26 protein-coding genes are annotated in these 23,451 nt (G+C 66.2%); 14 read left to right on the top strand and 12 right to left on the bottom strand.

Annotated features, from left to right (window positions below; genetic code table 11):
• Window positions 1-40 precede the first annotated feature (40 nt).
• Genes ACMGDH_RS12355 through ACMGDH_RS12365 form a run of 3 tightly spaced genes read right to left on the bottom strand, consistent with a single transcriptional unit; the run spans window position 41 to window position 2,501 of the window.
• The gene (locus tag ACMGDH_RS12355; RefSeq protein WP_436828269.1) at window positions 41-712 is read right to left on the bottom strand and encodes a 3-oxoacid CoA-transferase subunit B; all 672 of its coding nucleotides are present in this window, start codon (window positions 710-712) and stop codon (window positions 41-43) included.
• Window positions 712-1,785, bottom strand: coding sequence for an HAD family acid phosphatase (locus ACMGDH_RS12360; protein WP_436828270.1), 1,074 nt, complete (start codon window positions 1,783-1,785; stop codon window positions 712-714). Before ACMGDH_RS12360 ends, ACMGDH_RS12355 begins: the two co-directional genes overlap by 1 nt.
• Window positions 1,782-2,501, bottom strand: coding sequence for a CoA transferase subunit A (locus tag ACMGDH_RS12365; RefSeq protein WP_436828271.1), 720 nt, complete (start codon window positions 2,499-2,501; stop codon window positions 1,782-1,784). The genes ACMGDH_RS12360 and ACMGDH_RS12365 overlap by 4 nt, the downstream gene beginning before the upstream one ends.
• 226 nt (window positions 2,502-2,727) lie before the next feature.
• Between ACMGDH_RS12365 and ACMGDH_RS12370 the strand changes: the two genes are divergently transcribed.
• Complete coding sequence (locus tag ACMGDH_RS12370; protein WP_436828272.1) at window positions 2,728-3,243, top strand: outer membrane protein; 516 nt, start codon at window positions 2,728-2,730, stop codon at window positions 3,241-3,243.
• Between the two features lie 60 nt (window positions 3,244-3,303).
• Here the strand turns inward: ACMGDH_RS12370 and ACMGDH_RS12375 are convergent, their stop codons facing one another.
• A complete protein-coding gene (locus ACMGDH_RS12375) occupies window positions 3,304-4,059 on the bottom strand; it encodes a glutathione S-transferase family protein (RefSeq protein ID WP_436828273.1) in 756 nt (251 codons plus the stop codon).
• Window positions 4,060-4,106: 47 nt separating this feature from the next.
• On the opposite strand from ACMGDH_RS12375, the gene ACMGDH_RS12380 reads away from it, so the two are divergent.
• Window positions 4,107-5,762, top strand: coding sequence for a thiamine pyrophosphate-binding protein (locus ACMGDH_RS12380; RefSeq protein ID WP_436828274.1), 1,656 nt, complete (start codon window positions 4,107-4,109; stop codon window positions 5,760-5,762).
• A gap of 65 nt (window positions 5,763-5,827) precedes the next feature.
• Here ACMGDH_RS12380 and ACMGDH_RS12385 read toward each other — a convergent pair whose 3' ends face one another.
• A complete protein-coding gene (locus tag ACMGDH_RS12385) occupies window positions 5,828-5,998 on the bottom strand; it encodes a CsbD family protein (RefSeq protein WP_436828275.1) in 171 nt (56 codons plus the stop codon).
• A 98-nt stretch (window positions 5,999-6,096) separates the two neighbouring features.
• Window positions 6,097-7,101: a sulfur carrier protein ThiS gene (gene thiS, locus ACMGDH_RS12390; RefSeq protein ID WP_436828276.1), complete on the bottom strand. Its 1,005-nt coding sequence runs from the start codon at window positions 7,099-7,101 to the stop codon at window positions 6,097-6,099.
• Between the two features lie 81 nt (window positions 7,102-7,182).
• Between thiS and aroQ the strand changes: the two genes are divergently transcribed.
• The 5 genes from aroQ to ACMGDH_RS12415 all read left to right on the top strand — a co-directional run bounded on the left by aroQ (window position 7,183) and on the right by ACMGDH_RS12415 (window position 11,496).
• The gene (gene aroQ / locus ACMGDH_RS12395) at window positions 7,183-7,617 is read left to right on the top strand and encodes a type II 3-dehydroquinate dehydratase (RefSeq protein WP_436828277.1); all 435 of its coding nucleotides are present in this window, start codon (window positions 7,183-7,185) and stop codon (window positions 7,615-7,617) included.
• A gap of 35 nt (window positions 7,618-7,652) precedes the next feature.
• Entirely contained in the window at window positions 7,653-8,126 is a 474-nt protein-coding gene (gene accB / locus ACMGDH_RS12400; protein WP_436828278.1) for an acetyl-CoA carboxylase biotin carboxyl carrier protein, read from the top strand.
• Between the two features lie 111 nt (window positions 8,127-8,237).
• On the top strand, window positions 8,238-9,587 hold the full coding sequence (accC, locus tag ACMGDH_RS12405) for an acetyl-CoA carboxylase biotin carboxylase subunit (RefSeq protein WP_436828279.1): 1,350 nt from the start codon (window positions 8,238-8,240) through the stop codon (window positions 9,585-9,587).
• 102 nt (window positions 9,588-9,689) lie between these two features.
• Window positions 9,690-10,028: an arsenate reductase (glutaredoxin) gene (arsC, locus tag ACMGDH_RS12410; protein WP_436828280.1), complete on the top strand. Its 339-nt coding sequence runs from the start codon at window positions 9,690-9,692 to the stop codon at window positions 10,026-10,028.
• Between the two features lie 10 nt (window positions 10,029-10,038).
• Window positions 10,039-11,496, top strand: a complete 1,458-nt coding sequence (locus ACMGDH_RS12415) for a phospholipase D-like domain-containing protein (RefSeq protein ID WP_436828281.1) — start codon at window positions 10,039-10,041, stop codon at window positions 11,494-11,496.
• Between the two features lie 198 nt (window positions 11,497-11,694).
• Here ACMGDH_RS12415 and ACMGDH_RS12420 read toward each other — a convergent pair whose 3' ends face one another.
• The gene (locus ACMGDH_RS12420) at window positions 11,695-12,159 is read right to left on the bottom strand and encodes a VOC family protein (protein ID WP_436828282.1); all 465 of its coding nucleotides are present in this window, start codon (window positions 12,157-12,159) and stop codon (window positions 11,695-11,697) included.
• Window positions 12,160-12,271: 112 nt separating this feature from the next.
• Between ACMGDH_RS12420 and purL the strand changes: the two genes are divergently transcribed.
• The 7 genes from purL (at window position 12,272) to bfr (ending at window position 18,294) form a co-directional block, all read left to right on the top strand.
• Entirely contained in the window at window positions 12,272-14,491 is a 2,220-nt protein-coding gene (gene purL, locus ACMGDH_RS12425; RefSeq protein WP_436828283.1) for a phosphoribosylformylglycinamidine synthase subunit PurL, read from the top strand.
• Window positions 14,492-14,553: 62 nt separating this feature from the next.
• Window positions 14,554-14,958, top strand: coding sequence for a DUF3052 family protein (locus ACMGDH_RS12430; RefSeq protein ID WP_436828284.1), 405 nt, complete (start codon window positions 14,554-14,556; stop codon window positions 14,956-14,958).
• 67 nt (window positions 14,959-15,025) lie between these two features.
• A complete protein-coding gene (locus tag ACMGDH_RS12435) occupies window positions 15,026-15,700 on the top strand; it encodes a nitroreductase family protein (protein WP_436828285.1) in 675 nt (224 codons plus the stop codon).
• 63 nt (window positions 15,701-15,763) lie between these two features.
• The gene (locus ACMGDH_RS12440; protein WP_436828286.1) at window positions 15,764-16,210 is read left to right on the top strand and encodes a hypothetical protein; all 447 of its coding nucleotides are present in this window, start codon (window positions 15,764-15,766) and stop codon (window positions 16,208-16,210) included.
• On the top strand, window positions 16,207-17,463 hold the full coding sequence (locus ACMGDH_RS12445; RefSeq protein WP_436828287.1) for a DUF418 domain-containing protein: 1,257 nt from the start codon (window positions 16,207-16,209) through the stop codon (window positions 17,461-17,463). Before ACMGDH_RS12440 ends, ACMGDH_RS12445 begins: the two co-directional genes overlap by 4 nt.
• Before the next feature lie 75 nt (window positions 17,464-17,538).
• Window positions 17,539-17,709 (top strand): (2Fe-2S)-binding protein, encoded by a 171-nt coding sequence (locus ACMGDH_RS12450; protein WP_436828288.1) that lies wholly within the window; start codon window positions 17,539-17,541, stop codon window positions 17,707-17,709.
• A 102-nt stretch (window positions 17,710-17,811) separates the two neighbouring features.
• Entirely contained in the window at window positions 17,812-18,294 is a 483-nt protein-coding gene (gene bfr / locus ACMGDH_RS12455) for a bacterioferritin (RefSeq protein WP_436828289.1), read from the top strand.
• A 133-nt stretch (window positions 18,295-18,427) separates the two neighbouring features.
• Here the strand turns inward: bfr and ACMGDH_RS12460 are convergent, their stop codons facing one another.
• From ACMGDH_RS12460 to panB, 5 genes are all read right to left on the bottom strand, one after another.
• Window positions 18,428-18,841, bottom strand: coding sequence for an Hpt domain-containing protein (locus tag ACMGDH_RS12460; protein WP_436828290.1), 414 nt, complete (start codon window positions 18,839-18,841; stop codon window positions 18,428-18,430).
• Window positions 18,842-18,940: 99 nt separating this feature from the next.
• A complete protein-coding gene (gene der / locus ACMGDH_RS12465; RefSeq protein ID WP_436828291.1) occupies window positions 18,941-20,308 on the bottom strand; it encodes a ribosome biogenesis GTPase Der in 1,368 nt (455 codons plus the stop codon).
• A gap of 152 nt (window positions 20,309-20,460) precedes the next feature.
• Complete coding sequence (locus tag ACMGDH_RS12470; RefSeq protein WP_436828292.1) at window positions 20,461-21,783, bottom strand: PQQ-binding-like beta-propeller repeat protein; 1,323 nt, start codon at window positions 21,781-21,783, stop codon at window positions 20,461-20,463.
• Window positions 21,780-22,448, bottom strand: coding sequence for a tetratricopeptide repeat protein (locus tag ACMGDH_RS12475; RefSeq protein ID WP_436828293.1), 669 nt, complete (start codon window positions 22,446-22,448; stop codon window positions 21,780-21,782). Before ACMGDH_RS12475 ends, ACMGDH_RS12470 begins: the two co-directional genes overlap by 4 nt.
• Window positions 22,449-22,563: 115 nt before the next feature.
• Entirely contained in the window at window positions 22,564-23,421 is an 858-nt protein-coding gene (gene panB, locus ACMGDH_RS12480) for a 3-methyl-2-oxobutanoate hydroxymethyltransferase (RefSeq protein WP_436828294.1), read from the bottom strand.
• Between the last annotated feature and the right edge of the window lie 30 nt (window positions 23,422-23,451).

Genomic DNA, 23,451 nt, shown 5'->3' on the forward strand with positions numbered 1-23,451 from the left:
CTGAGTGGGCCCCGGCACAAGGCCGGGGTGACGGTAAAGGTCAAACGACCGCGTGGGCGAGCGCCACCTCATACTCCGCCGTGGTCTTCGCCGCGACTTCCTCCTCGGTGACCCCCGGCGCCAGCTCGATCAGCTGGAACGGCGACTCGTGATCGGCGCGCGCGAACACCGCGAGATCGGTGATGATCATGTCGACCACGTTCTTTCCCGTCAGCGGCAGCGTGCATTCGGGGATGAACTTCGGATCGCCGTTCTTGGAGACATGCTCCATCACCACGATGATCTTCTTGACGCCCGCGACCAGGTCCATCGCGCCGCCCATGCCCTTGATCATCTTGCCGGGGATCATCCAGTTGGCGATGTCGCCCTTCTCGCTCACTTCCATCGCGCCGAGCACGGTCAGATCGATGTGCCCGCCGCGGATCATCGCGAAACTGTCCGACGACGAGAAATAGACCGAGCTCGGCAGCTCGGAGATCGTCTGCTTGCCGGCGTTGATCAGGTCGGGGTCCTCTTCGCCCTCATAGGGGAAGGGCCCGATGCCGAGCATGCCATTCTCGGACTGGAGCGTCACTTCGACCCCCGCGGGGATATGGTTCGCCACCAGCGTGGGAATGCCGATGCCCAGGTTGACGTAGAAGCCGTCCTTGAGCTCCGTCGCGGCGCGCGCGGCCATTTCGTCACGGGTCCAGCCCTTGGTCTCCGGGGACATCACTTCTTCTCCTGCGGATCGGTCCAGCGCTTGTCGGTGGGGAAAACGTCGTCGAGGCCGCCCTTCAGTCCGGTGCCGTAGACCGGGTTGGGTAGCATGAACCAGCCGGCGCCCCAGAGCTGCGCGATCATCGTCTCGCCCGCGCTGTTGCGGCGGGCGCGTACCGAGAGCTGGGGGGCGTTGAACAGGTCGCTGAAATCGCCGAGCTGGTCGCCGGCCATTGCGACTACGCAATAGCGCTCGGCGATCTTCCAGCGGCGCGCGTCCTTGCCGGTCTCGCCTTCAGCCTTCAGCCACAGCGTGTCGCCGAGCACCGCGGGGCCGAGCCCGGCGCCTTCGATCGCGGCGCGAGCCTGGACAGCGGAGGCCAGCGAGCGGTTCGAGTTGAACACCACGGTGATCCCCTCGCCTCGCGCGGCGGCGAGCGCTTCGGCTGCGCCCGGGACCGCCACGACCTTGTCGACGCCGGTCTGCTCGAAGCGTCCCCAGCGGCCGGGATCATAGGGAGCGTCGCCGCGCGCCGCGGTATCGGCCTCGAACCCCAGGTTGAGCAGCGCCGTCTCGTCGACGTCGAGCACCACTGCGAGCGGGCGCTTGCCACAGAGATCAAACTTCGGATTCTCCAGCGTCGAGCCAGGTGAGAGCAGCACCGAGCGGATCTCCGCCTTGTGGCGCCGGTAGCCGATCTCGACCTTCAGGAAATTCCACAACGCCTGATAGCTCTGGAGGCTGAGCGCCGCCGCCTCGCCCGAACCGTAGAGATACTGCATCTCCGGAGGAACCTTGCCACCCGCGGCAACGGCCGGAGCGGGCGCCACCCCGCTCGGCGGCGGCAGTGCGTCGAGACCGGTGACCTGCACCTTGGTGCCGTCGGGCGCGGTATAGACCTGCCCCGGCTGCGGCGCCTGGCTCGCTGGCGTATCGCGGTCGCGTGCACGCGACCGATCCTGCGAGGACTTGTAGATCCCCGCGCCTGCCACCACCGGCGCGGCGACCATCGCTGCGCAGCCCGAAAGCAGCGCGCCTGTCCCCGCCGCAGCCGCGACGCTGCGCAGCCCCCTGACGCGTATCATGCCGCCTCGGCGGCTTCCGGACGCGGCCGGGTGGTGCGGAACTCAATCTTCTTGTCGTAGGGCGCGCCCAGGATCAGCCGCTTCACATAGATGCCCGGCAAATGGATCGCGTCGGGATCGAGGCTGCCCACCGGCACCACTTCCTCCACTTCGGCGACGCAGATGCGCCCCGCGGTCGCCATAGGCTGGTTGAAGTTGCGCGCGGTCTTGCGGAAGATGAGGTTGCCCGCCTCGTCGGCCTTCCAGCCCTTGATGATCGACAGGTCGGCGCGAATGCCGCGCTCGAGGATATACTCCTCTCCGTCGAAAACCTTGACCTCCTTGCCCTCGGCCACCTGCGTGCCGACGCCGGTCTTGGTGTAGAAGCCCGGAATGCCCGCCCCGCCTGCGCGGCAGCGCTCGGCCAGCGTGCCCTGGGGGCAGAATTCCACCTCGAGCTCGCCTGCCAGATACTGCCGCTCGAACTCCTTGTTCTCGCCGACATAGGAGGAGATCATCTTCTTGACCTGGCGCGAGCGCAGCAGCTTGCCTAGCCCCTCGTTGTCGATGCCGGCGTTGTTCGATGCGATGGTGAGATCCCTGACGCCCGACGCCTGGATCGCGTCGATCAGCCGCTCGGGAATGCCGCACAGGCCGAACCCGCCGGCGCAGAGCGTCATGCCGTCGAACAGCAGCCCTTCCAGCGCTGCTTCGGCGTTGGGGTAGAGCTTCTTCATGGGGCGATTCTCTCCTGACCTGCTCCGGCGATAATCCGGTGCGCAAGGCCGGGTCAAGCGAACCTGAATCGCTTTTCAACTTTTGTACGAATCTGGCGCTGTGGCAAAAGAGTCACACTTTGAGCGTAATTAAATTGCCATATTGCACCTGCGAAATGGAGGCCTATCTGAGCCCTTGGATGGCCATCCGAACCTGAAAAAACAAAGTCCAAAGATAGGAAAATCCATGCGAATTCTCGCAACGACGGCGCTCGCCCTGGTGGCCGCGACCGCAACCCCCGCTCTTGCTCAGGATGGCACCTTCACCGGCCCGCGCGCCGAAGTGGTGGCCGGCTGGGATCACGTCGGCGGCAGCGGCGAAGGCCAGGACGGCTTCGCCTATGGCGGCGCGTTCGGCTATGACCATCAGATCGGCAACGCCGTGATCGGCGCCGAGACCGAGATCCTCGGCGCGACCACCGAGGAAGCGGGCGTCACTGCCGGTCGCGACGTTTATGTCGGCGGCCGCGTCGGCTTCGTCTTCGGCGGCGCGAACCTGATCTACGGCAAGGCCGGCTTCACCAACGCCCGCTTCGACGTCGAGGGCCTCGGCGGCACGACCACCGACGGCTATCGCTTCGGCGCCGGCGTCGAGCGCAACTTCGGCAAGTTCTACGGCAAGGTCGAGTATCGCTACTCGCGCTACGAGGAACTGGACCTGAACCGCGACCAGGTAGTTGCCGGCATCGGCATCCGCTTCTGATCCGAAGCACCTGCTGAGAGGGGGCTGCGCGGGGATGCTCGCGCGGCCCCTTTTTTCTGCTCAGGTGGCGGCGGGCCCGTCGTTCAGCATAACGCTGCGGTGCGGCACCGTGCCGCCGTAGCTCTTCTCGGATATCCGCGCACCCGCGGCCCGCAGCGCCTCCGCCCGATCGGCCGAGCGCACGCCGAAGGTCGCGCGCTCGAACTTCATCGTTCCCTCGAACGCCGGCACTGCGTTCACTCGCGCGATCCACGCCGCCGTCCGGGGCCAGCGCTCGGCATCGATCTCGTAGCCCACCAGCGATGCGTTGCGGAAGAAGCAGGCGAAACTGATGTCGGCGGTGCAAACATGGTCGAACAGGAAACCCTCGGCAGGCGCGCGCGCCTCGATCCAGTCGAGCGCTTGCGGAAGATCCCGCTCCACCGTCCGCGCGATCAGTGCCTCGTCGGGCTCGCGCTTCCACACGAAGGGGACGATCGTGCGTTGGTAGAACAGCCGCCAGATGATCAGGTCGCCCAAGCGGCTGTCGGCGAATTCCTCCATCCAGCGCGCCTTCGCCCGGTCCTCTGGCGATCGGGGCATCAGCGGCGGCTCGGGCCAGCGCTCTTCGATATATTCGGCGATCACCGTCGAATCGTTGAGCACCAGATCGCCGTCGATCAGCACCGGGATGCGTCGAAGCGGGCTCACCCGCGTGAATTCGTCGGTGCCGTAGAAGGGTACGATGGGGTCGATCTCATAGTCGACGCCCTTGTGATCCAACGCGACCAATACCTTGCGGGCATAGGGCGAGACGTGATTGCCAATGATCAGCATGGCGCAAGGGGTTACGCCGCCCGGCCTTGCCGGTCTAGAGATATGCCATGACCGCGAAACGAACCGGGGGCCGGATCCTCGTCGACAATCTGGTCGCGCAGGGCTGCGACCGTATCTTCCACGTGCCGGGCGAGAGCTTCCTCGCCGTGCTCGACGCGCTGCACGACACCCCGCAAGTCGATGTGGTGACGTGCCGACAGGAGGGCGGCGCGGCGTTCATGGCCTGCGCCGACGGGGCGATGACGGGACGGCCGGGCGTCTGCTTCGTGACGCGCGGGCCGGGTGCGACCAACGCGAGCATCGGCGTGCATGTCGCTTTCCAGGATTCGCAGCCGATGCTCCTCTTCATCGGCGACGTCGACCGAGACATGCGCGACCGCGAGGGCTTTCAGGAAGTCGATTTGCCCGCGATGTTCGCCCCGCTCGCCAAATGGGCGACCCGGATCGAGGATGCGCGCCGCATCCCCGAATATGTCGCGCGGGCATGGAACGTGGCGACGAGCGGACGGCCGGGGCCGGTGGTGATTGCGTTGCCCGAGGACATGCTGTGTGATGTGGTCGAGGCGGCGGACCGGCCGGAGCTGGCACCACCCCTTCAAGCCCCCGATCCCTATGAGCTCGATTTGTTGTTCGAGCAGCTCCGCGCGGCCGAGCGCCCGATTGCGATCGTGGGTGGCGCGGGCTGGGATACGGAAGCCGGGCAGGACTTCGCCAAGTTCGCCGAACGCATCGGCTTGCCGGTGGCTGGCGCGTTCCGGCGCCAGGATTCCATCCCGAACAATTCCCCGGTCTGGGCAGGCAATCTCGGCTATGGCCCCAATCCAAAGCTGGTCCAGCGGATCAAGGACGCCGATCTGTTGCTCGTCGTCGGCGCTCGGCTGGGTGAGGCGACCACCGATGGCTATACACTGATCACGCCCGACCATCCCGGCCAGACGCTGATTCATGTCCACCCGGACCCGAACGAGCTCAACCGCACCTATCTCGCCGATCTGCCGATCTGCGCGCGACCGTTCGAATTCGCGGTAGCCCTTGCGGCCGAGGAAGAAATCGATCTGCCGACCTTCGCCGGTGCCGAAGCCCATACCGAATGGCTCGAATGGTCCACCCCCAGGCCCCGCGACGGCGTGGTGCTCGATCTCGGGATGTGCGTCGCTGCGATGCGCGAGCGGATCGCGCCCGGGGACGCGATCATCTGCAACGGCGCGGGCAACTTCTCGGGCTGGTGGCATCGCTACTGGCACTATGGCCCCCAGCCGAGCCAGCTCGCGCCGACCGCGGGTGCGATGGGATACGGCGTGCCGGCAGCCGTCGCCGCTGCGCTGCGCTTTCCCGATCGTATGGCGATCGCGGTCGCAGGCGACGGCGATTTCCTGATGAACGGGCAGGAGCTCGCCACCGCCGTCCAGCACGATGCGGACCTGCTGGTGATCGTGGTCGACAATTCGGCCTACGGCACGATCCGCATGCACCAGGAGCGCGAATATCCCGCGCGCCTATCAGGCACGGCGCTGCGCAACCCCGATTTCGCCGCGCTCGCCCGCGCCTATGGCGGCTGGGCCGAGACAGTGGAGACAACCGAGGCGTTCGCCCCCGCGCTCGATCGGGCGCTCGCCCAGCCCGGCCTCAAGCTGCTCCATCTCAAGACCGACATTGAGTTCATTACTCCGGCGACCACCGTATCGGCGATCCGCAGCCGTTAGCGCCGCACGAAAAGGGCCGCCCCGGTCTCCCGGAGCGGCCCCTCTCCTCGTCGCGAGGAGCGAGCTCAGATATCGTCGCCGAGCGCGCCCTTCACCTTGCCCTTGAACTGCTCGCCCTTGCCCTTGATCTCCTGCGCGGCGCCCTCGTCGCGGGTCTCGGGATCGTTGCTCTGCTGCTTGATCTTGCCGGCGGCCTCGTTGAGGTTGCCTTTGATCTTGTCGGTGAGTTCGCCCATGATTCCAGTCTCCTAGCGGACCCGCACGCGGAACGCGCAGCGGGTCTTCGGTTGCTGGCATCAACGGCCGGCGCGGAACGGATGTTCCGCTGCGGCGCTCAGATCAGCCCGGCGAGCGGGCTCGACGGATCGGCATAGCGCCGCTTCGCCATCCGGCCCGAGCGATAGGCAAGCCGGCCGCTCTCGACCGCCAGCTTCATCGCCGTCGCCATCAGGATCGGGTCCTTGGCCTCGGCGATCGCGGTGTTCATCAGCACGCCGTCGCAGCCGAGCTCCATCGCCACCGCCGCGTCGCTCGCGGTGCCCACGCCAGCGTCCACCAGCACCGGCACCTTGGCGCCCTCGACGATCAGCCGGATCGTGACGAGGTTCTGGATGCCCAGCCCGGAGCCGATCGGCGCGCCCAGCGGCATGATCGCCACTGCGCCGGCGTCCTCCAGCCGCTTGGCGGCGATCGGATCGTCGACGCAATAGACCATCGGCTTGAAGCCTTCGTTCGCCAGCACCTCGGTCGCACGCAGCGTCTCGACCATGTCGGGATACAGCGTGCGCGCCTCGCCCAGCACTTCGAGCTTCACGAGATCCCACCCCCCGGCTTCGCGCGCCAGCCGCAGCGTGCGGATCGCGCTCTCGGCGTCGAAGCAGCCGGCGGTGTTGGGCAGATAGGTGATCTTCTTGGGATCGATATAGTCGGTGAGCATCGGCGCCTTGGGATCGCTCACGTTCACCCGCCGCACCGCGACGGTCACGATCTCGGCGCCCGAGGCCTCGACCGCCGCCGCGTTCTGCTCGAAATCCTTGTATTTGCCGGTGCCGACGATCAGCCGCGAGCGGAAGGTCTTGCCCGCGACGGTCCAGGTGTCCTCGTCCACCGGCCGCGCATGATCGCCGCCGCCCACGAAATGCACGATCTCCAGCTCGTCGCCGTCTTCCACGATCACCTGCCCCAGCGTCGAGCGCGGCACCACCTCCAGGTTGCGCTCGACGGCGAGCTTCTCGGGCACCAGCCCCAGCTCCTCGGCGAGCTGCGCGATGCTGAGTCCGGCCGCAACGCGCTTGTGCTCGCCATTGACGCGGATCGTTACGGTGCCGTCGGTGTGCATTGAGGTACGCCTTGGATTTGATCGGGAACGCGGGGTCATATAGGGAGGCGCCAGCAATGCCCGCAACCGAAAGCCTGATCCTTGGCCGATACGATCTATGTCTTGAACGGTCCCAACCTCAATCTGCTGGGGCTGCGCGAGCCTGAGATCTACGGGTCGGACACGCTGGACGACATCGCGGGCCAGCTCGAGGATCGGGCGCACGCGCTCGACCTCATAATCGACATGCGCCAGTCGAACCACGAGGGTCACCTCATCGACTGGCTGCACGAAGCGCAGGCCCGGGGCGCCAGGGCAGTCATCCTCAATCCGGGCGGGTACACGCATACCTCGGTCGCGTTGCACGATGCCGTGAAGAGCATCACGACGCCGGTGATCGAAGTCCACCTCTCGAACCCGCATGCGCGCGAGCCCTTCCGGCACCGCTCATACGTCGGCCGCGCGGCGCGCGGAACCGTCGCCGGGTTCGGGGCGCTTTCGTACATGCTTGCGCTTGAAGCCGCCGCGCGTCTCTGACATGAGCGCGCGCTTTCATCGAACGAAGGGTCGCAATGGCCGAAGATAAGAAACAAGGGGCGATGCACGTGGATATCGAGCTGGTCCGCCAGCTCGCCGCGGTGCTCGACGAGACTCAGCTCACCGAAATCGAAGTCGAAGACGGCGAACGCCGCGTCCGCGTCGCGCGGACCGTGACCGCCGCGCCGGCCGCGCACTATGCCGCGCCCGCCCCGGCGGCGGCCCCCGCCGCTCCGGCCCCCGTAGCTGCGGAAGCCGCCGCCCCGGCCGCGGCGGTCAACGCCGTCAAGTCGCCGATGGTCGGCACCGCCTATCTGAGGCCCAATCCCGAGGCGAATGCGTTCGTCACGGTCGGCGACAAGGTCGCCGCGGGCGACACGCTGCTGATCATCGAAGCGATGAAGGTGATGAACCCAATCCAGGCGCCCGCCGCCGGCACCGTCAAGGCGATCCTCGTCGAGAACGGCCAGCCGGTCGAGTTCGACCAGCCGCTCGTAGTGGTGGAATGACTCCCCAGTCCGTTCGTGCTGAGCTTGTCGAAGCACCGTTCTTCTTCGCGACCGTAGAAAAACAGCCCTTCGACAAGCTCAGGGCGAACGGTAGGTTTCGGAAGCCGCAAAATGCCTGAAATCAAGAAACTCCTTATCGCCAATCGTGGCGAGATCGCGCTGCGCATCCACCGCGCGTGCCACGAGATGGGAATCAAGACGGTCGCGGTGCACTCGACCGCTGACAGCGACGCGATGCACGTCCGCCTTGCCGACGAGGCGATCTGCATCGGGCCTCCGCCCGCGGGCGAATCCTACCTCAACATCCCCAACATCATCTCGGCCGCCGAGATCTCTGGCGCTGACGCGATCCATCCCGGCTATGGCTTCCTCTCGGAGAACGCCCAGTTCGCCGAGATCGTCGAGGCGCACGGCCTGCTCTTCGTCGGTCCCAAGCCCGAGCATATCCGCACGATGGGCGACAAGATCGAGGCCAAGCGCACCGCGGGCGCGCTCGGCCTGCCGCTCGTCCCGGGCTCGGACGGTGCGATCAGCGACATCGCCGAGGCCAAGGCCATCGCCGAAAAGGCCGGCTATCCGGTGATCATCAAGGCCGCGTCGGGCGGCGGCGGGCGCGGCATGAAGGTCGTGAACAACCCCGCCGATCTCGAAGCGCAGATGCTCCAGGCGGGCAGCGAGGCCAAGGCCGCGTTCGGCGACGCCACCGTCTATCTCGAAAAATATCTCGGTAATCCGCGCCACATCGAATTCCAGGTGTTCGGCGACGGCAACGGCAACGCGATCCACCTCGGCGAGCGCGACTGTTCGCTCCAGCGCCGCCACCAGAAGGTGCTCGAGGAAGCGCTGTCGCCGGTCATCACGCCCGAGGAGCGCGAGCGCATGGGCGCGATCGTCAGCAAAGCAATGGCCGACATGGGCTATCGCGGCGCCGGCACGATCGAGTTCCTGTGGGAAGACGGGCACTTCTACTTCATCGAGATGAACACCCGCCTCCAGGTCGAGCATCCGGTGACCGAGATGATCACCGGCCTCGATCTCGTCCGCGAGCAGATCCGCGTCGCCGAAGGTCATGGGCTTTCGGTCCGCCAGGAAGATATCGAGTTCCGCGGCCACGCGATCGAATGCCGCATCAACGCCGAGGATCCGAAGACCTTCGCGCCCTCGCCGGGCAAGATCGCGCATTTCCACGCGCCGGGCGGGATGCACGTCCGCGTCGATAGCGGCATCTACTCGGGCTATCGGATCCCCCCTTATTACGACTCGATGATCGCCAAGCTGATCGTCTACGGCCGCACGCGCGAAGGGTGCATCATGCGTCTGCGCCGCGCGCTGGAAGAATTCGTGGTCGAGGGCGTCAAGACGACGATCCCGCTCCACCAGGCGCTGCTCGACGAGCCCGACTTCCAGTCGGGCAACTATACGATCAAGTGGCTGGAAGAGTGGCTGGCAAAAGGGGAGTAACCGCTCCCCACCGTTCGCCCTGAGCTTGTCGAAGGGCGATGCCACCAGGACGATGAGAAGCGAAACGGTGCTTCGACGAGCTCAGCATGAACGGGACCTGGAATGAAGGCGACGATCTGGCACAATCCGCGCTGCTCCAAATCGCGCGAGGCGCTGGCGATCCTCCAAGGAACTCCGGGGATTGAAGTCGAGATCGTCGAGTATCTGAAGACGCCGCCCTCGCGCGACGCGCTCGCCGCGCTTTATGCCCGCGCCGGCATCAGCCCGCGCGACGGCCTGCGCAAGGCCGAAGAAGGCGCAAAAGCGCTCAAGGACGCATCGGACGACGCGATCCTCGATGCGATGGCGGCCGATCCGATCCTGATCGAACGCCCGTTGGTCGCGACTGAAAAGGGCGTGCGGCTAGGCCGTCCGCCCGAGAAGGTCCGCGAAATCCTGTGACGACCGGCGCGTGACCGCCGATGGCATCGTCCGGCCAGGCCACAATGCCTGGCGAGTGGAGCATGCCGATCGCGTCACCGTGATAATCGACGCCGAGGATTATTTTCGCGCCGCGCGCGATGCGATGCTCAAGGCGCGGCACCAGGTCCTTCTGATCGGCTGGGATTTCGATGCGCGCATCCGTCTCGCGGAGCGCAGCGACGAAGCGCCTGACGCGCCCGAGCAGGTCGGCCCGTTCATCACCTGGCTGGCACGGCGAACCCCGGGGCTCGAGATCTATCTGCTGCGATGGGACATGGGCGCGCTGAAGACTTATCTGCGCCCGACCACGCTCACCACGACGATGCGCTGGATGCTCCATCCGCGAATCCACCCGCGGCTCGACAGCCGCCATCCGCCGGGCGCGTCGCACCACCAGAAGATCGTCGTGATCGACGATTGCCTCGCCTTTTGCGGCGGCATCGACATGACGGCGAGCCGCTGGGACACGCGCGCGCACCGTGATGACGAGCCGCGCCGGGTGGACCCGGACGGCAGCGACTATATGCCCTGGCACGACGCTACCACTGCCCTGCAAGGGCCGGTCGCTAAGGCGTTGGGCGAGCTGTGCCGCGAGCGTTGGACGCTATCCGGCGGCAAGCCGATCCCGGTGCCGGGGGATCATGGCCCCTGCTGGCCCGAATGCCTCACGCCAGACTTCACCGATGTGCCCGCGGCGATCTCGCGGACTCAGCCGGAGATGGAGGGCGTGGAGGCCGCGCATGAGATCGAGCAGCTCTACCTCGACCTGATCGGCCGGGCGAAGCGCACGATCTATGCTGAAAGCCAATATTTCGCTTCGCGCCGGATCGCCGAGGCGATCGCCCGGCGGCTGGACGAGCCCGATGGCCCCGAGATCGTCATTATCAATCCGAAGGACGCCGACGGCTGGCTCGAGCAGCTGGCGATGGATACTGCCCGCGCGCGCCTGGTCGAGGCGCTACGGCGGCGCGACACCCACGATCGGCTGCGAATCTATCATCCTTTCACCGCGGGCGGCGAAGCGATCTACGTCCATGCCAAGGTGCTGGCGATCGACGACACCATCCTGCGCATCGGATCGTCGAACTTCAACAATCGCTCGCTCCGGCTCGATACCGAATGCGACGTGACGATCGAATGCGCCGACGGTGACCCGCGGTGCGCGCGCATTGCCGAGATCCGCGACGGTCTGCTCGCGGAGCATCTCGGCTGCGAACGCGCGGATGTCGTGCACGCCATCGGGTCCACGGGCTCGCTGATCGCTGCGATCGAGCTGCTCCGCCACCGCGACGGCCGCACCCTCCGGCCCTATGAAACTCCGAACCTCGATGAAGTGACCGCATGGCTCGCCGACCATGAAGTGCTCGATCCCGAGAATCCCGAAGATTTGTTCGAGCCGATCGCGAGCGGCGGCCTGTTCCGGCGGCTCCGCCAGCCACGGGGCTGAAGGCGGTCGCAATCGACATGCTCGCGAGCGCTTGCAAAGTAGGATTTCGCCTGCTCTGCTCGACCGGTCGGGTTCTACACGCCGCTCTTTGACATCTCGATATGAACACCGCTCGCGGACGCAATAATATTGCGAGATTGAGCGCGTTTCCGTGAAAAGAGTCAAAACTGGGCTGCCCCGGCCGAAGGCCGACGCTACTTAGCCGGCCTCGCTGGCCATCGCTGCCATCCGCTGTTCCATCTCTTCCGGCGTCACGTCCTCGACGTGAGTCGCAACATTCCAGCGGTGGCCGAAGGGATCGACGAACGTACCCGACCGGTCGCCGTAGAATTGGTCTTCGACCGGCCGCTCGGCCGTCGCTCCGCCGTCGATCGCGCGGGCGAAAGCCGCGTCGACATCGGGCAGATAGACCATCACGGTGATCGCGCTGCCGCCGAACGCCTTGGGGCCGCGATAGCCCATCTCCGGATGCTCGTCGGCGAGCATGATGTGCGAGTCGCCGATGGCGAGCTCGGCATGGCCGATCTTGCCGTCCTTCTCCATGCGCATGACTTCGGTGGCGCCGAACACCTTGACGTAGAAGTCGATCGCCGCCGCGGCATCGTCGACCACCAGATAGGGAATGACGCTGCGATAGCCCTCGGGAACCAGGTTGACGCTCATCTGTCCTCTCCTGATTGCGAGTCCGCGGATCATACACCCGAAGCGAGTCCGCCGCGCGGCTTTTCGATCCACCCCTAGCCCCCGCCCCGCTCCGTCGCTAAGGGCTGCGGCCATGAGCCAGATCACGCCTGAGATCGTCGCCGAGCACGGCCTTTCGCCCGAAGAATATGAGCGCGTCCTGCACGCCATGGGCCGCGAGCCCAACCTGACCGAGCTCGGCATCTTCTCGGTGATGTGGTCCGAGCACTGCAGCTACAAGTCGAGCCGCATCCATCTGAAGAAGCTGCCGACCGAAGGTCCCCAGGTGATCTGCGGCCCCGGCGAGAATGCGGGCGTGGTCGATATCGGCGACGGCCAGGCGGCGATCTTCAAGATGGAGAGCCACAACCACCCCAGCTACATCGAGCCCTATCAGGGCGCGGCGACGGGCGTCGGCGGCATCCTGCGCGACGTGTTCACGATGGGCGCGCGGCCGGTGGCGAACATGAACGCGCTGCGCTTCGGCCGTCCCGATCACCCCAAGATGCGCCACCTGATCGCCGGCGTGGTCCACGGCATCGGCGGCTATGGCAATTGCGTCGGCGTTCCCACGGTGGGCGGCGAGGTCAATTTCCACCCCGCCTATGACGGCAACATCCTGGTCAATGCGATGACCGTCGGCGTCGCCCAGACCGACAAGATCTTCTATTCGGCCGCGTCGGGCGTCGGCAATTCGATCGTCTATGTCGGCTCGAAGACCGGCCGCGACGGCATCCACGGCGCCACCATGGCCTCGGCCGATTTCGGCGAGAATTCGGAGGAGAAGCGCCCCACCGTCCAGGTCGGCGATCCCTTCACCGAGAAGCTGCTGATCGAAGCTTGCCTCGAGCTGATGGCATCGGACGCGATCGTCGCGATCCAGGACATGGGCGCCGCGGGCCTCACCTCGTCCTCGGTCGAAATGGCCAGCAAGGGCGGCGTCGGCATCGAGCTGATCATGGACGATGTGCCGCAGCGCGAGACCGGCATGACGCCGTACGAGATGATGCTGTCGGAAAGCCAGGAGCGGATGCTCATGGTGCTCAAGCCCGGCCGCGAGGATTTCGCCGAGGCGATCTTCCGCAAATGGGAGCTCGACTTCGCCGTCATCGGCCATGTCACCGACACCGGCCGGATGGTGCTCAAGTGGAAGGGCGATGTCGTCGCCGACATCCCGCTCGCCCCGCTCGCCGACGAAGCGCCGCTCTACGATCGCCCGCACGTCCCCACCCCCAAGCCCGCGCCGCTCGCGAACGTGCCGGAAAGCACCGATCCCGCCGCGGACCTGGTCAAGCTGATGGGCTCGCCGGACATCGCAAGCCGCCGCTGGATCTGGGAGCAGTACGACCACATGGTCGGCGCCGACACCGTCCAGCGCCCGGGCGGCGATGCCGCAGTAGTCCGCGTCCACGGCACGCAGAAAGGCCTGGCGATCACCACCGATTGCACCCCGCGCTATTGCTTTGCCGATCCGGTCGAGGGCGGCAAGCAGGCGGTGGCGGAGGCGTGGCGCAACCTGACCTCGGTCGGCGCGAACCCGCTCGCAGTGACCAACTGCCTCAACTTCGCCAATCCGCAGCGCCCCGAGATCATGGGTCAGATCGTCGGCTGCCTGGAGGGCATGAGCGAGGCGTGCCGTGCGCTCGACTTCCCGATCGTTTCGGGCAACGTCAGCCTCTACAACGAATCCAAGGCGACCGGCGGCGGCTCGGCGATCCTCCCCACCCCGGCGATCGGCGGCCTCGGCCTGCTCGCCGACTGGTCGAAGAGCTGCACCATCGCCTTCAAGGGCACCGGCGACACGGTGATCGCAGTCGGCGAACGCGGCGGCGAGCTCGGCCAGTCGATCTGGCTGCGCGAAGTCCACGGCCGCGAGGAAGGCCCGCCCCCGGCGGTCGATCTCGCCGCCGAGCGCCGCACCGGCGACTTCATCCGCGAGCAGATCCAGTCCGGCGCGATCACCGCGTGCCACGACGTTTCGGACGGTGGTCTGGCAGTTGCACTCGCCGAGATGGCGCTGGCGTCGAACATCGGCGTGCTGGTCAACGAGCCCCAGCCCTTCGGCGTCGCCGGCTCGCTGTTCGGTGAGGACCAGGGGCTCTACATCGTCACCGTGTGCGATTCGTGCCTCGCCGACTTCATGGTCGCCGCGCACAAGGCGAACGTCCCCGCCGATCCGCTCGGGCGCACGATCAAGGACCGGATCATCTTCGAGCTCGACGAGGGCGACTGGACCGTCAGCCTCGCCGATCTGCGCGTCGCGCACGAAGGGTTCTTCCCGAACCTGATGGGCGAAGACGCCGCGCTGGCCTGAGGCTTTCCGTCCCGTCCCAATTCGGGCAGGATGGTCGCCTCAGCCGCAGCGGAGGCACGACGATGACCGAAGGCTCTTCCGGCACGCAGCTCGCCGAGCGGATCGGGCTCAAGCGCGGCATCCGCTGCTGGTTCCACAACATGCCCGAGCATATTCGCCGGGCAGTCGATCCGGAAGCGCGAGGCGTTGAAGAGGAACGCGCCGCCACCGAAGGGCTGCAGTGCGTATGGCTGTTCGGCACCGAGCGCGCCCGGATCGAGCACGAACTCGCGGCGCTGCGCCAGTTGATCGCTCCCAATGGCTTCATCTGGGTTTCCTGGCCGGGCACGGCGGGCGCAGAGACCGACCTGGACGAAGCCACGGTACGCGAGCTCGCGGGCTCGGCGGGGCTGGCGGCCAGCCACAGCTGTTCCGTCGATGAGCATTGGAACGCCCTAAAGCTCATATTTCCCAATCAGCTACGCTGACACAAACCGGAAAAATACCGGGTTTCGCTCTGCGCAGATCGCTGGCATGGCTCTCGCCGGAGCACATATGCATGAACATGAAGCGCTGCCCTGGCGGCCGTATCCGGAAATGGACGAGGCCGAACGCATCGCCCGGGCGACCGCGTTCAGCGATTTGGTTCGGGCGCGGCGCAGCTGCCGGGCATTCAGCGATCGCCCCGTCCCGCACGAAGTGATCGAGGCGGCTCTTCGGGCAGCGGGCTCCGCGCCGAGCGGTGCGAACCGCCAGCCCTGGCACTTCTGCGTCGTCGCCTCTCCCGAGGCAAAGACCACGATCCGCGTAGCCGTCGAGGAGGAAGAACGCGCCTTCTACAGCGGCCGGGCAGGCAACCGCTGGCTCCAGGCGCTCTCGCCGCTCGGGACCCGGCCCGACAAGCCCTACATCGAGCAAGCCCCCTGGCTGATCGTCGTCTTCGCGGTGCGTTACCTCGTGAACGGCGCGGGCGAGCAGTCTCCCAACTATTATGTGACGGAGAGCGTGGGCCTCGCCTGCGGCCTGCTTCTCGCGACGCTCCATCAGGCCGGAGTCGCGACTCTGGTCCATACTCCGGCTCCCATGCGCTTCCTAAACCGTGTGTGCCAGCGGCCGGACAGCGAGCGGCCGGTGATGATGATCGTCGCGGGCCATCCGGCGGACGACGCCACGATTCCGGTGAGCGCGGTCCAAAAGAAGTCGCTGGAGGAGATCGCAAGCTGGCTGTAGCTTGATCTCAAATTGGGGGCACTGCCAATGACGCGAGAGGAGCGGGCGACAAAAGGTGGGAGCATGGGGGGCAGGATTCTCACCGCCACCCTGACAGCAGGCACGCTGGACATCGCATGGGCGGCGGCCGACACGCTGTTGGCTGGGCGACCAGTCGCCGGAATGCTACGTGCAGTCGCCAGCGGCCCCTTCCCCGGCGCCTCCCAATGGGGCGCTGCCGGTGCCGCGACCGGGCTGCTCGTCCATTTCGTGATCATGGCGGCGATGGCTGCCATATTCATGCTTGCACATGCGCGGCTTGCCTCAGTCCGCGCGCATCCGCTGCTCGCCGGCGCGGCCTACGGCGTGGGGCTTTGGCTGGTGATGTACGGCCTTGTACTGCCCCTTCGCTTCGGCGCTCCCTTCCCGAGCTCCGAACCGGTGGAGATCGCCAAGCAGCTCTTCGCGCATGTCGTGCTCGTCGGCCTGGTGTTCGGGCTGGTCGCACGGGGCGGGCGGCGGGAACGATGACGCCCGCCCCCGCGAACCGCATCCTCTCCCTCGACACCGTCCGCGGCGTGGCTGTGATGGGCATATTGCTGCTCAACATCGTCGCCTTCGCAATGCCCCGCGCGGCCTATTTCAATCCGGAGGCATATGGCGGCGCGCAGGGCGCCGACCTTGCCGTCTACCTCGTCAACTTCGTGCTGTTCGACGGGCGGATGCGCGGCCTCTTCTCGTTCCTGTTCGGCGCATCGATGCTGCTGGTGATCGAGCGTGCCGAAGCGAAGGGCGAAAGCCCTGCGCGCGTCCATTATGCCCGGATGGTCTGGCTGCTGCTCTTCGGCCTCGCGCATCTGTGGCTGGTCTGGTGGGGCGACATCCTCAATCTCTATGCGCTGGTCGGCATGATCGCTTTCGCCTGCCGCCGGATGCAGGTGCGGCGGCTGGTAACGCTGGGGATCGTTCTGATCCTGATCCAGTTCGCGCTCATGGGACTGATGGTGGCGAGCATCGCCGACGCTCAGGCCAAGCTGACAAGCGCCGATCCGGCAGTCGTTCGTGCCGCCGCGCGGTCGCTTGCGGACTTCAACAGCGGGTTCGGCGTACCCAGTCGGCAGGCGCTCGCCGCCGAGCTCGCGCAGCATCGCGGAACGTGGTGGAGCATCGTCGAGCACCGCTGGCTCAAGGACCGCTGGTCGCCACTGCAAGGCCTGTTGTTCGTGGGCTGGGAGACGCTCGGCTATATGCTGCTCGGCATGGCCGCGTTCCGCAGCGGCCTCCTCACCGGCGCATGGGACCGCATGCGCTATCGCAAATGGCTGCTGATCGGGTTCGGCATCGGCCTTCCCGCCTATCTCGCGATGGCGGCCTGGCTCGTCGCGGAGAAGTTCAGCCTTTTCTCGGTCGCGGCCTGCAGCATGCTCGTCTCAACGCTGTTCCGCCCGCCGATGATCATCGGCTGGGCCTGCCTGATTCTGTTGCTGGTGCGCCCCGGCGGACCGCTCACCACCAGGATCGCTGCGGCAGGGCGGATGGCGTTCACCAACTATCTGGCGACGAGCCTGATCTGCACCACCCTGTTCTACGGCTATGGTTTCGGCTGGTTCGGCCACCTGTCGCGCTGGCAGCTCTATCCGGTGGTCGCGCTGGTCTGCGGCGGCATGCTGCTCTGGTCGAAACCCTGGCTCGATCGATTCGCTTACGGGCCGTTCGAGTGGCTCTGGCGCAGCCTTGCGCGCGGCAAGGCCCAGCCGATGCGCCGGACACGGGAATCTATCTAATGCAAACGCCTCGCAATATGCTTGCGAATCGCTCGCAGTAGCCCTACGCAGAGCATCGAGTGGAGAGGTCACCCGATGGTCGTCTGCGTTTGCAATGCAATTCGTGAGCGCGAAGTGCGCGAAGCTGCCCGGGGTGGTGCCTGCAGCACCGGGCAGGCCTATCGCGCGCTGGGTTGTCAGCTCAAATGCGGCCAGTGCGTCCCCTTCGCCCGCGAAATCATCAAGGCAGAACGCGCGGCTGCGTAACATTCGCAATTAGAAAAACCGCAGATTTCTGCGGTTTTTGCTGTTCTGAAGTCGCTTTGACCGCTAGAATTGCGCACCTGTTCAAACAAAGGTGTGCAGACGATGAAGGGCGACGCGCGAGTTCTCGAATATCTCAACGAGGTGCTCAAGAACGAGCTTACGGCGATCAACCAATATTGGCTGCATTACCGGCTGCTCGACAATTGGGGCATCCGGAAGCTCGCCGAGCTCGAGCGCCACGAGTCGATCGACGAGATGAAGCACGCCGACAAGCTGGCCGAGCGCATCCTGTTCCTCGAAGGCCTTCCCAACTTCCAGCTGCTCGGCCGCCTGCGGATCGGCGAGACGGTGGAGGAGATCCTGCACGCCGACCTGGCCGTGGAGGTCGAGGCGATCGCGGTGCTCAAGGACGCGATCCAGCATTGCGAGGGCGTCCGCGACTATGTGAGCCGCGATCTCTTTGCTGACATTCTCGAAAGCGAGGAAGAGCATGTCGACACGCTGGAGCGCCAGTTCGACATGATCGCCCGGATGGGCCTGGAAAACTACATCCAGCTCAACAGCAAGGCCGAAGACGCGAGCTAGAGGCTATCCTCGTCAAGTTGAGCCATCACCGTTCTGAGCTTGTCGAAGGGCGAACGGGATTACCATCTCAGCGAGATACCCCAGGCGTACTCAGCAAGATCAAGCCGTCGTCCGGGAAATGGATGCCTTCCGATCAGGCGGCCGGCCGCCGTCCGAAACCGGCCGGGCGGCGCGATACCAGCGGATTGGCTTCGCGCTCCAGCAGCGACAGGGTCGTCTCGAACAGCGGCCGCAGCCGGACGACGTGCTCGAGCACTGCGTCCGGCGTGTCCTGCCGCTCGACGCAGGCGCGCGCCATCATCTCGATCGTCTCAGCCAGCTCGGAAAGCGGGTCCGCGCCGAACTGGCGGGATTCGCCCTTCAGCGTGTGTGCCGGGATCACCATCGCCGCGGCATTGTGCGCGCGCATTCCATCCTCGATCCGCGACACGGACTTGACTCCGTCCTCGCGGAAATAGCCGAGGATCCGAACGAAATTGGCCCCCAGATCGGAGCGCGCCTGCGCAAAAGCAGCCCAATCGATCAGCAGCTCGTTGCCGGTCGTCACGTCGATTCCCCATCCGCGCACCTCGCGGGCACGGCCGCAGATTAATCGTCCGGGGGTAAACAGCTCGTTGACAGCAGTTGCGCCAGCGTAACTATTTCGTCACTCGCGCTCGCGGTCGAAGGGGTTGCGCGGCGCGCGCAGCGTCAGCCGCACGGGAACGGCGCCGAAATCAAACTCACGCCGCAGCCCGTTGATCAGGTAGCGCTGATAGCTCATCGGCAGCAGGTCGACGCGGGTGCCGAACAGCACGAAACTGGGCGGGCGCGACTTATTCTGCGTGATGTAGCGCGGCTTGATCCGCTTGCCGCCGGGGGCCGGGGGCGGATTGGCCTCGATCGCGCGCTCGAACCAGCGGTTGAGCTGGCCTGTCGATACGCGGCGCGACCAGGCGTCGCGCGTCTCGAAGGCGACGCGCATCAGCACGTCGAGCCCCTTGCCGGTCGCCGCCGAGACGGTGAGCAACGGCACGCCCTTGACCTGCGCCAGCCCCTCATCGAGCGCGCCCTTGACGCCGTTGAACAGGCTGGAGGCGTTCTCCGCGACGTCCCATTTGTTCAGCGCGATGACGAGCGCACGGCCTTCCTGGAGCACGCGATCGGCGATCTTGAGGTCCTGCACCTCTAGTCCGCGGGTCGCATCGAGCAGCAGCACGACGACTTCGGCGAAGTCGACTGCGCGCATCGCGTCCATCACCGAGAGCTTCTCGAGCTTTTCCTCGACCTTCGCCCGCTTGCGCATCCCCGCAGTGTCGATCAGGCGGACCGGCCGGAGATTTCCTTCCTCATCCGGCCATTCCCAGTCGATCGCGATCGAATCGCGCGTGATTCCGGCCTCGGGCCCGGTGATCATCCGCTCCTCGCCGAGCAGCTTGTTGACCAGGGTCGACTTGCCGGCATTGGGCCGACCGACGATCGCCAGCTTGAGCGGCGCATCGGGGGCCTCGGGATCCTCGGCTTCCTCTTCCTCGTCGCGCTCGACATGCGGCAGCAGTGCCTCGAACAGGTCGACGACGCCCTCGCCATGTTCGGCCGAGAAGGGGATCGGATCGCCGAGGCCGAGCGCCATCGCTTCCAGGATGCCGGACTCGCCGGCCCTGCCCTCGGCCTTGTTGGCCATCAGCACCACCGGACGATCGGTGCTGCGCAACCAGCGGGCGATCTCCTCGTCCAGCGGAGTTACCCCTGCGCGCGCATCGATCAGGAACAGCGAGACGTCGGCCTCGCGCACCGCGGCCTCGGTCTGCGCGCGCATGCGCCCGGGCAAGGTCGCGACGTCCTCGTCCTCATAGCCCGCGGTGTCCATCACCCGGAATTCGAGCCCGAGCAGATTGGCCTCGCCCTCGCGCCGGTCGCGGGTCACGCCGGGCTGGTCGTCGACGAGCGCGAGGCGCTTGCCGACCAGCCGGTTGAACAGCGTCGATTTGCCGACATTAGGCCGTCCGATGATTGCGACAGTGGGAAGGGGCATGGGAATTCCGTTAGCATCTCCCCTCCACAATGGGGAGAGGCTGGGAAACAGCGGCGGCAGCACATCGCAGTCGCCGGAAAAAACATGGCGGGCGAGGCACCGGCCCCGCCCGCCAAATATCGATCCGTCGCCTCCCGAAGGAGACGGAGCGTTCAACGATAGGCCGAAAGCTCGCCCTTGTCGTTGAGGATATAGAGCGTGCTGTTCGCCACGACGAGCGGCAGCGTCACTGACTCCTTGAGGTCCATCGTCGAAGCGATGCTGCCATCGGTGGGCGACGCGAAGACGAGTTGCCCCTCCGTATTGGCGAGGACGAGGTGGTTGCCCGCAAGCACCGGCCCGACCCACGAGATCGGCCCTTTGGACTTCTTCTCGTTGCGGAACTTCCGAAGCTGCGCGATCCAGCGGATCTTGCCGCCGCCGCGCGCGATGCACATCAGCCGCGCATCATCGGTGACCACGAACAGCCATTCGCCCGCGGCCCATGGCGTGGAGATACCGGCGATATTCTGCTCCCACATGCGGTTGCCGGTGGCGATGTCCATCGCGACCATGCGTCCGCCCTGGCCGACGGCATAAACGCGGCCCTGATCGATCACGGGCTCCGCATCGATGTCCGACAGCGACGAAACCGACGTCGAGATGCTGGTGCGCGACAGCACGTCGGCCCATAGCGAACGGCCATTCTCGTAACGATAGGCGTTGAGCTCGCCGGACGAGAAACCCGCCACCACCGTGCCCTGCGCCGAAGCGGGCGCGGCCACGCCGAACACGCCCTGCGTCTCCAGGCTCGCAGAGACGTTCCACGAAATCTCGCCATTCTCCTGCGACAGCGCGAAGAGCTGGTTGTCCTGCGTCACGACATAGATATTGCCGTTGGCGAGCGACGGCGAACCACGCAGCGGGCCACCGGGGCGCTTGCGCCAGATCTCGGCGCCGTCGGCGGCATTGAGCGCCACTACGTCGCCCAGACCGTTGGTCGCGAAGACGCGTTCGCCCTCGACGCTGGCACCGCCGCCAAACCGCGCGGCCTGGTTGCCTTCGTCCTTCGCGGTGGCGACGCTCCACAGTTCGGCGCCCGTATCGGCGGCATAGGCGTGGAGTCCGCCGTCGGTGTCCATCACGAACAGCCGGTTGTCGGAGACCACCGGCGCTGCGGCCAGGCGTTCACGCTTGGAGGGCTTGGCGACATCCTTCGACCAGATGCGGGACGGCGTGCTGCTCAGGGCGAGATGCCCCATCGACTTGGCCGCATTGCCGCCGGGCTGACGCCATCCGTCGTTCGCCGCCGGCGCGGGCAATTGCACCTCGACAGCCGCAAGGGTCGGGTCCGCCTTGATGTCGTTCTCCGACACCAGGATCGGCACACGCTCGCCGAGCACCGGGGTTTTCTTGCCACCACCCTTGAATATCCCGCAGCCGCTCGCCATTGCGAGCACCGCGAGAGCGGCAGCCACCCTCACCTTCTTGTTCATTGAGCCTTGGTTTCCTTCGACTGGTCGATGGCGTCGACACCCAATACGCCGGCAAGCTGAACCGCGCGTGCACGGATCGACTCAGGTACCTTCTCGCCGCCCTGTGCGATCTGGCCGTAGAGCTGGCCCGCAGCCTTGCGATCGCCTGCCTTAAGATAGGCGGCGGCCACCAATTCGCCCGCAGTGCCGAGCCACGGCGAGTTCGGATCGGTGAGCGGCTTGAGCCGATCGATGATGACCTGCGGCTTCACACTGTCGAACTCGGCGACCGACTGGCGGATCAGCGCAAGATCGCGAAACGGCTTCTCGATCGACTGATCGCCCGCAACCGCGGCGAACTTGGCGACGGCGCCCTTGGCGTCGTTCTTCTGGAGCAGCAGATTACCCTGGGCGATCCGCGCCATCGCGCCATAGCCGTCCTTGCCGGCGGCAAGCTTGTCGAACTCGGCGGAAGCCTTGTCGACTTGCCCTTCCTGCGCGAGCCGAAGCGCGGCGTCGTACTGTTCGCCGGTCTTGCCCGCGGAGCGGGCGCTGTGGTGCTGCCAATAGAGGAAGCCTGCGAACGCAATCAGCGCGACCACTACGGCCGCGATGATCCAGCGCCCATAGTTGCGCCAGACCGAGAGCAGCCGCTCGCGGCGATACTCCTCGTCGACTTCGCGCATAAAGGCTTCGTCAGTTGTACCGGAAGGAGGAAGCGCCAAGATTGACTCCATGGGTGTGTGCGGGCGCGGACCTTAGCCGCGGGCACCGCCTAAAGGAAGCGTGCTCGCTAGTCGCTCAGTCGCGGGCCGGATAGACCTGTTCGGCACCCGGGAAAGCCCGGGACCTGACATCGGCGGCATAGGTCTCGACCGCGGCGGAAATGCGGCCGGCGAGATCGTCGAAGCGCTTCACGAACCGCGGCGTGCGCTCGAAGAGGCCGAGCATGTCCTCGGTGACGAGCACTTGCCCGTCGCACTGGGCGGAAGCGCCGATTCCGATCACCGGCACGCTCACGGCCGCGGTTATCTCGTTCGCGAGGCTCTCGACTACGCCCTCCGCGACGATCCCGAACGCACCGGCATCCGCGATCGCGCGTGCATCGTCGATGATCTGGGCATGCTCGGCATTGCTGCGTCCGCGCGCGCCATAGCCGCCCAAGGCATTCACCGACTGCGGGGTGAGGCCGATATGCCCCATCACTGGAATCCCGCGACGCGTGAGAAACTCCACCACCGGCGCCATGGCGGTGCCGCCCTCGAGCTTCACCCCCGCCGCGCCGGTCTCAGCAAGCACGCGCGCCGCGGATTCGAACGCGCGCTCGGGGCTGGCTTCGTAGCTGCCGAACGGCATGTCGACGATCACCACCGAATGATAGCTGCCCCGCACCACCGCCGCGCCATGCGCGATCATCATCTCGAGCGTTACCGGGAGCGTCGACGGCAGACCATAGATCACTTGCCCCAGGCTGTCGCCGACCAGCAGCACTTCGCAATGCGGATCGAGCAGTTGCGCCATCCGCGTCGTGTACGCGGTGAGCATCACGATCGGCTCCTTTCCCTTGCGATCGCGGATCGAGGGCACGGTAAGTCGCTTCATCGGCGCGGGCGTGGGATTGGCGCGGCTGGTGGCGGTGTCGAGCGTGTAGGTGGACATGCCCGCCTACCTAGCTGCCTGACGCGCAGT

The organism is Sphingomonas radicis (genome assembly GCF_051400635.1).
Taxonomy (GTDB): Bacteria; Pseudomonadota; Alphaproteobacteria; order Sphingomonadales; family Sphingomonadaceae; genus Sphingomonas.

What these genes read in the sequence shown, in the direction of transcription:
- ACMGDH_RS12355 (WP_436828269.1), bottom strand. Translation starts at nt 712, where the DNA reads ATGTCCCCGGAGACCAAGGGCTGGACCCGTGACGAAATGGCCGCGCGC.
- ACMGDH_RS12360 (WP_436828270.1), bottom strand. Translation starts at nt 1,785, where the DNA reads ATGATACGCGTCAGGGGGCTGCGCAGCGTCGCGGCTGCGGCGGGGACA.
- ACMGDH_RS12365 (WP_436828271.1), bottom strand. Translation starts at nt 2,501, where the DNA reads ATGAAGAAGCTCTACCCCAACGCCGAAGCAGCGCTGGAAGGGCTGCTG.
- ACMGDH_RS12370 (WP_436828272.1), top strand. Translation starts at nt 2,728, where the DNA reads ATGCGAATTCTCGCAACGACGGCGCTCGCCCTGGTGGCCGCGACCGCA.
- ACMGDH_RS12375 (WP_436828273.1), bottom strand. Translation starts at nt 4,059, where the DNA reads ATGCTGATCATTGGCAATCACGTCTCGCCCTATGCCCGCAAGGTATTG.
- ACMGDH_RS12380 (WP_436828274.1), top strand. Translation starts at nt 4,107, where the DNA reads ATGACCGCGAAACGAACCGGGGGCCGGATCCTCGTCGACAATCTGGTC.
- ACMGDH_RS12385 (WP_436828275.1), bottom strand. Translation starts at nt 5,998, where the DNA reads ATGGGCGAACTCACCGACAAGATCAAAGGCAACCTCAACGAGGCCGCC.
- thiS (WP_436828276.1), bottom strand. Translation starts at nt 7,101, where the DNA reads ATGCACACCGACGGCACCGTAACGATCCGCGTCAATGGCGAGCACAAG.
- accB (WP_436828278.1), top strand. Translation starts at nt 7,653, where the DNA reads ATGGCCGAAGATAAGAAACAAGGGGCGATGCACGTGGATATCGAGCTG.
- accC (WP_436828279.1), top strand. Translation starts at nt 8,238, where the DNA reads ATGCCTGAAATCAAGAAACTCCTTATCGCCAATCGTGGCGAGATCGCG.
- arsC (WP_436828280.1), top strand. Translation starts at nt 9,690, where the DNA reads ATGAAGGCGACGATCTGGCACAATCCGCGCTGCTCCAAATCGCGCGAG.
- ACMGDH_RS12420 (WP_436828282.1), bottom strand. Translation starts at nt 12,159, where the DNA reads ATGAGCGTCAACCTGGTTCCCGAGGGCTATCGCAGCGTCATTCCCTAT.
- purL (WP_436828283.1), top strand. Translation starts at nt 12,272, where the DNA reads ATGAGCCAGATCACGCCTGAGATCGTCGCCGAGCACGGCCTTTCGCCC.
- ACMGDH_RS12430 (WP_436828284.1), top strand. Translation starts at nt 14,554, where the DNA reads ATGACCGAAGGCTCTTCCGGCACGCAGCTCGCCGAGCGGATCGGGCTC.
- ACMGDH_RS12435 (WP_436828285.1), top strand. Translation starts at nt 15,026, where the DNA reads ATGCATGAACATGAAGCGCTGCCCTGGCGGCCGTATCCGGAAATGGAC.
- ACMGDH_RS12440 (WP_436828286.1), top strand. Translation starts at nt 15,764, where the DNA reads ATGGGGGGCAGGATTCTCACCGCCACCCTGACAGCAGGCACGCTGGAC.
- ACMGDH_RS12445 (WP_436828287.1), top strand. Translation starts at nt 16,207, where the DNA reads ATGACGCCCGCCCCCGCGAACCGCATCCTCTCCCTCGACACCGTCCGC.
- ACMGDH_RS12450 (WP_436828288.1), top strand. Translation starts at nt 17,539, where the DNA reads ATGGTCGTCTGCGTTTGCAATGCAATTCGTGAGCGCGAAGTGCGCGAA.
- bfr (WP_436828289.1), top strand. Translation starts at nt 17,812, where the DNA reads ATGAAGGGCGACGCGCGAGTTCTCGAATATCTCAACGAGGTGCTCAAG.
- der (WP_436828291.1), bottom strand. Translation starts at nt 20,308, where the DNA reads ATGCCCCTTCCCACTGTCGCAATCATCGGACGGCCTAATGTCGGCAAA.
- ACMGDH_RS12470 (WP_436828292.1), bottom strand. Translation starts at nt 21,783, where the DNA reads ATGAACAAGAAGGTGAGGGTGGCTGCCGCTCTCGCGGTGCTCGCAATG.
- ACMGDH_RS12475 (WP_436828293.1), bottom strand. Translation starts at nt 22,448, where the DNA reads ATGCGCGAAGTCGACGAGGAGTATCGCCGCGAGCGGCTGCTCTCGGTC.
- panB (WP_436828294.1), bottom strand. Translation starts at nt 23,421, where the DNA reads ATGTCCACCTACACGCTCGACACCGCCACCAGCCGCGCCAATCCCACG.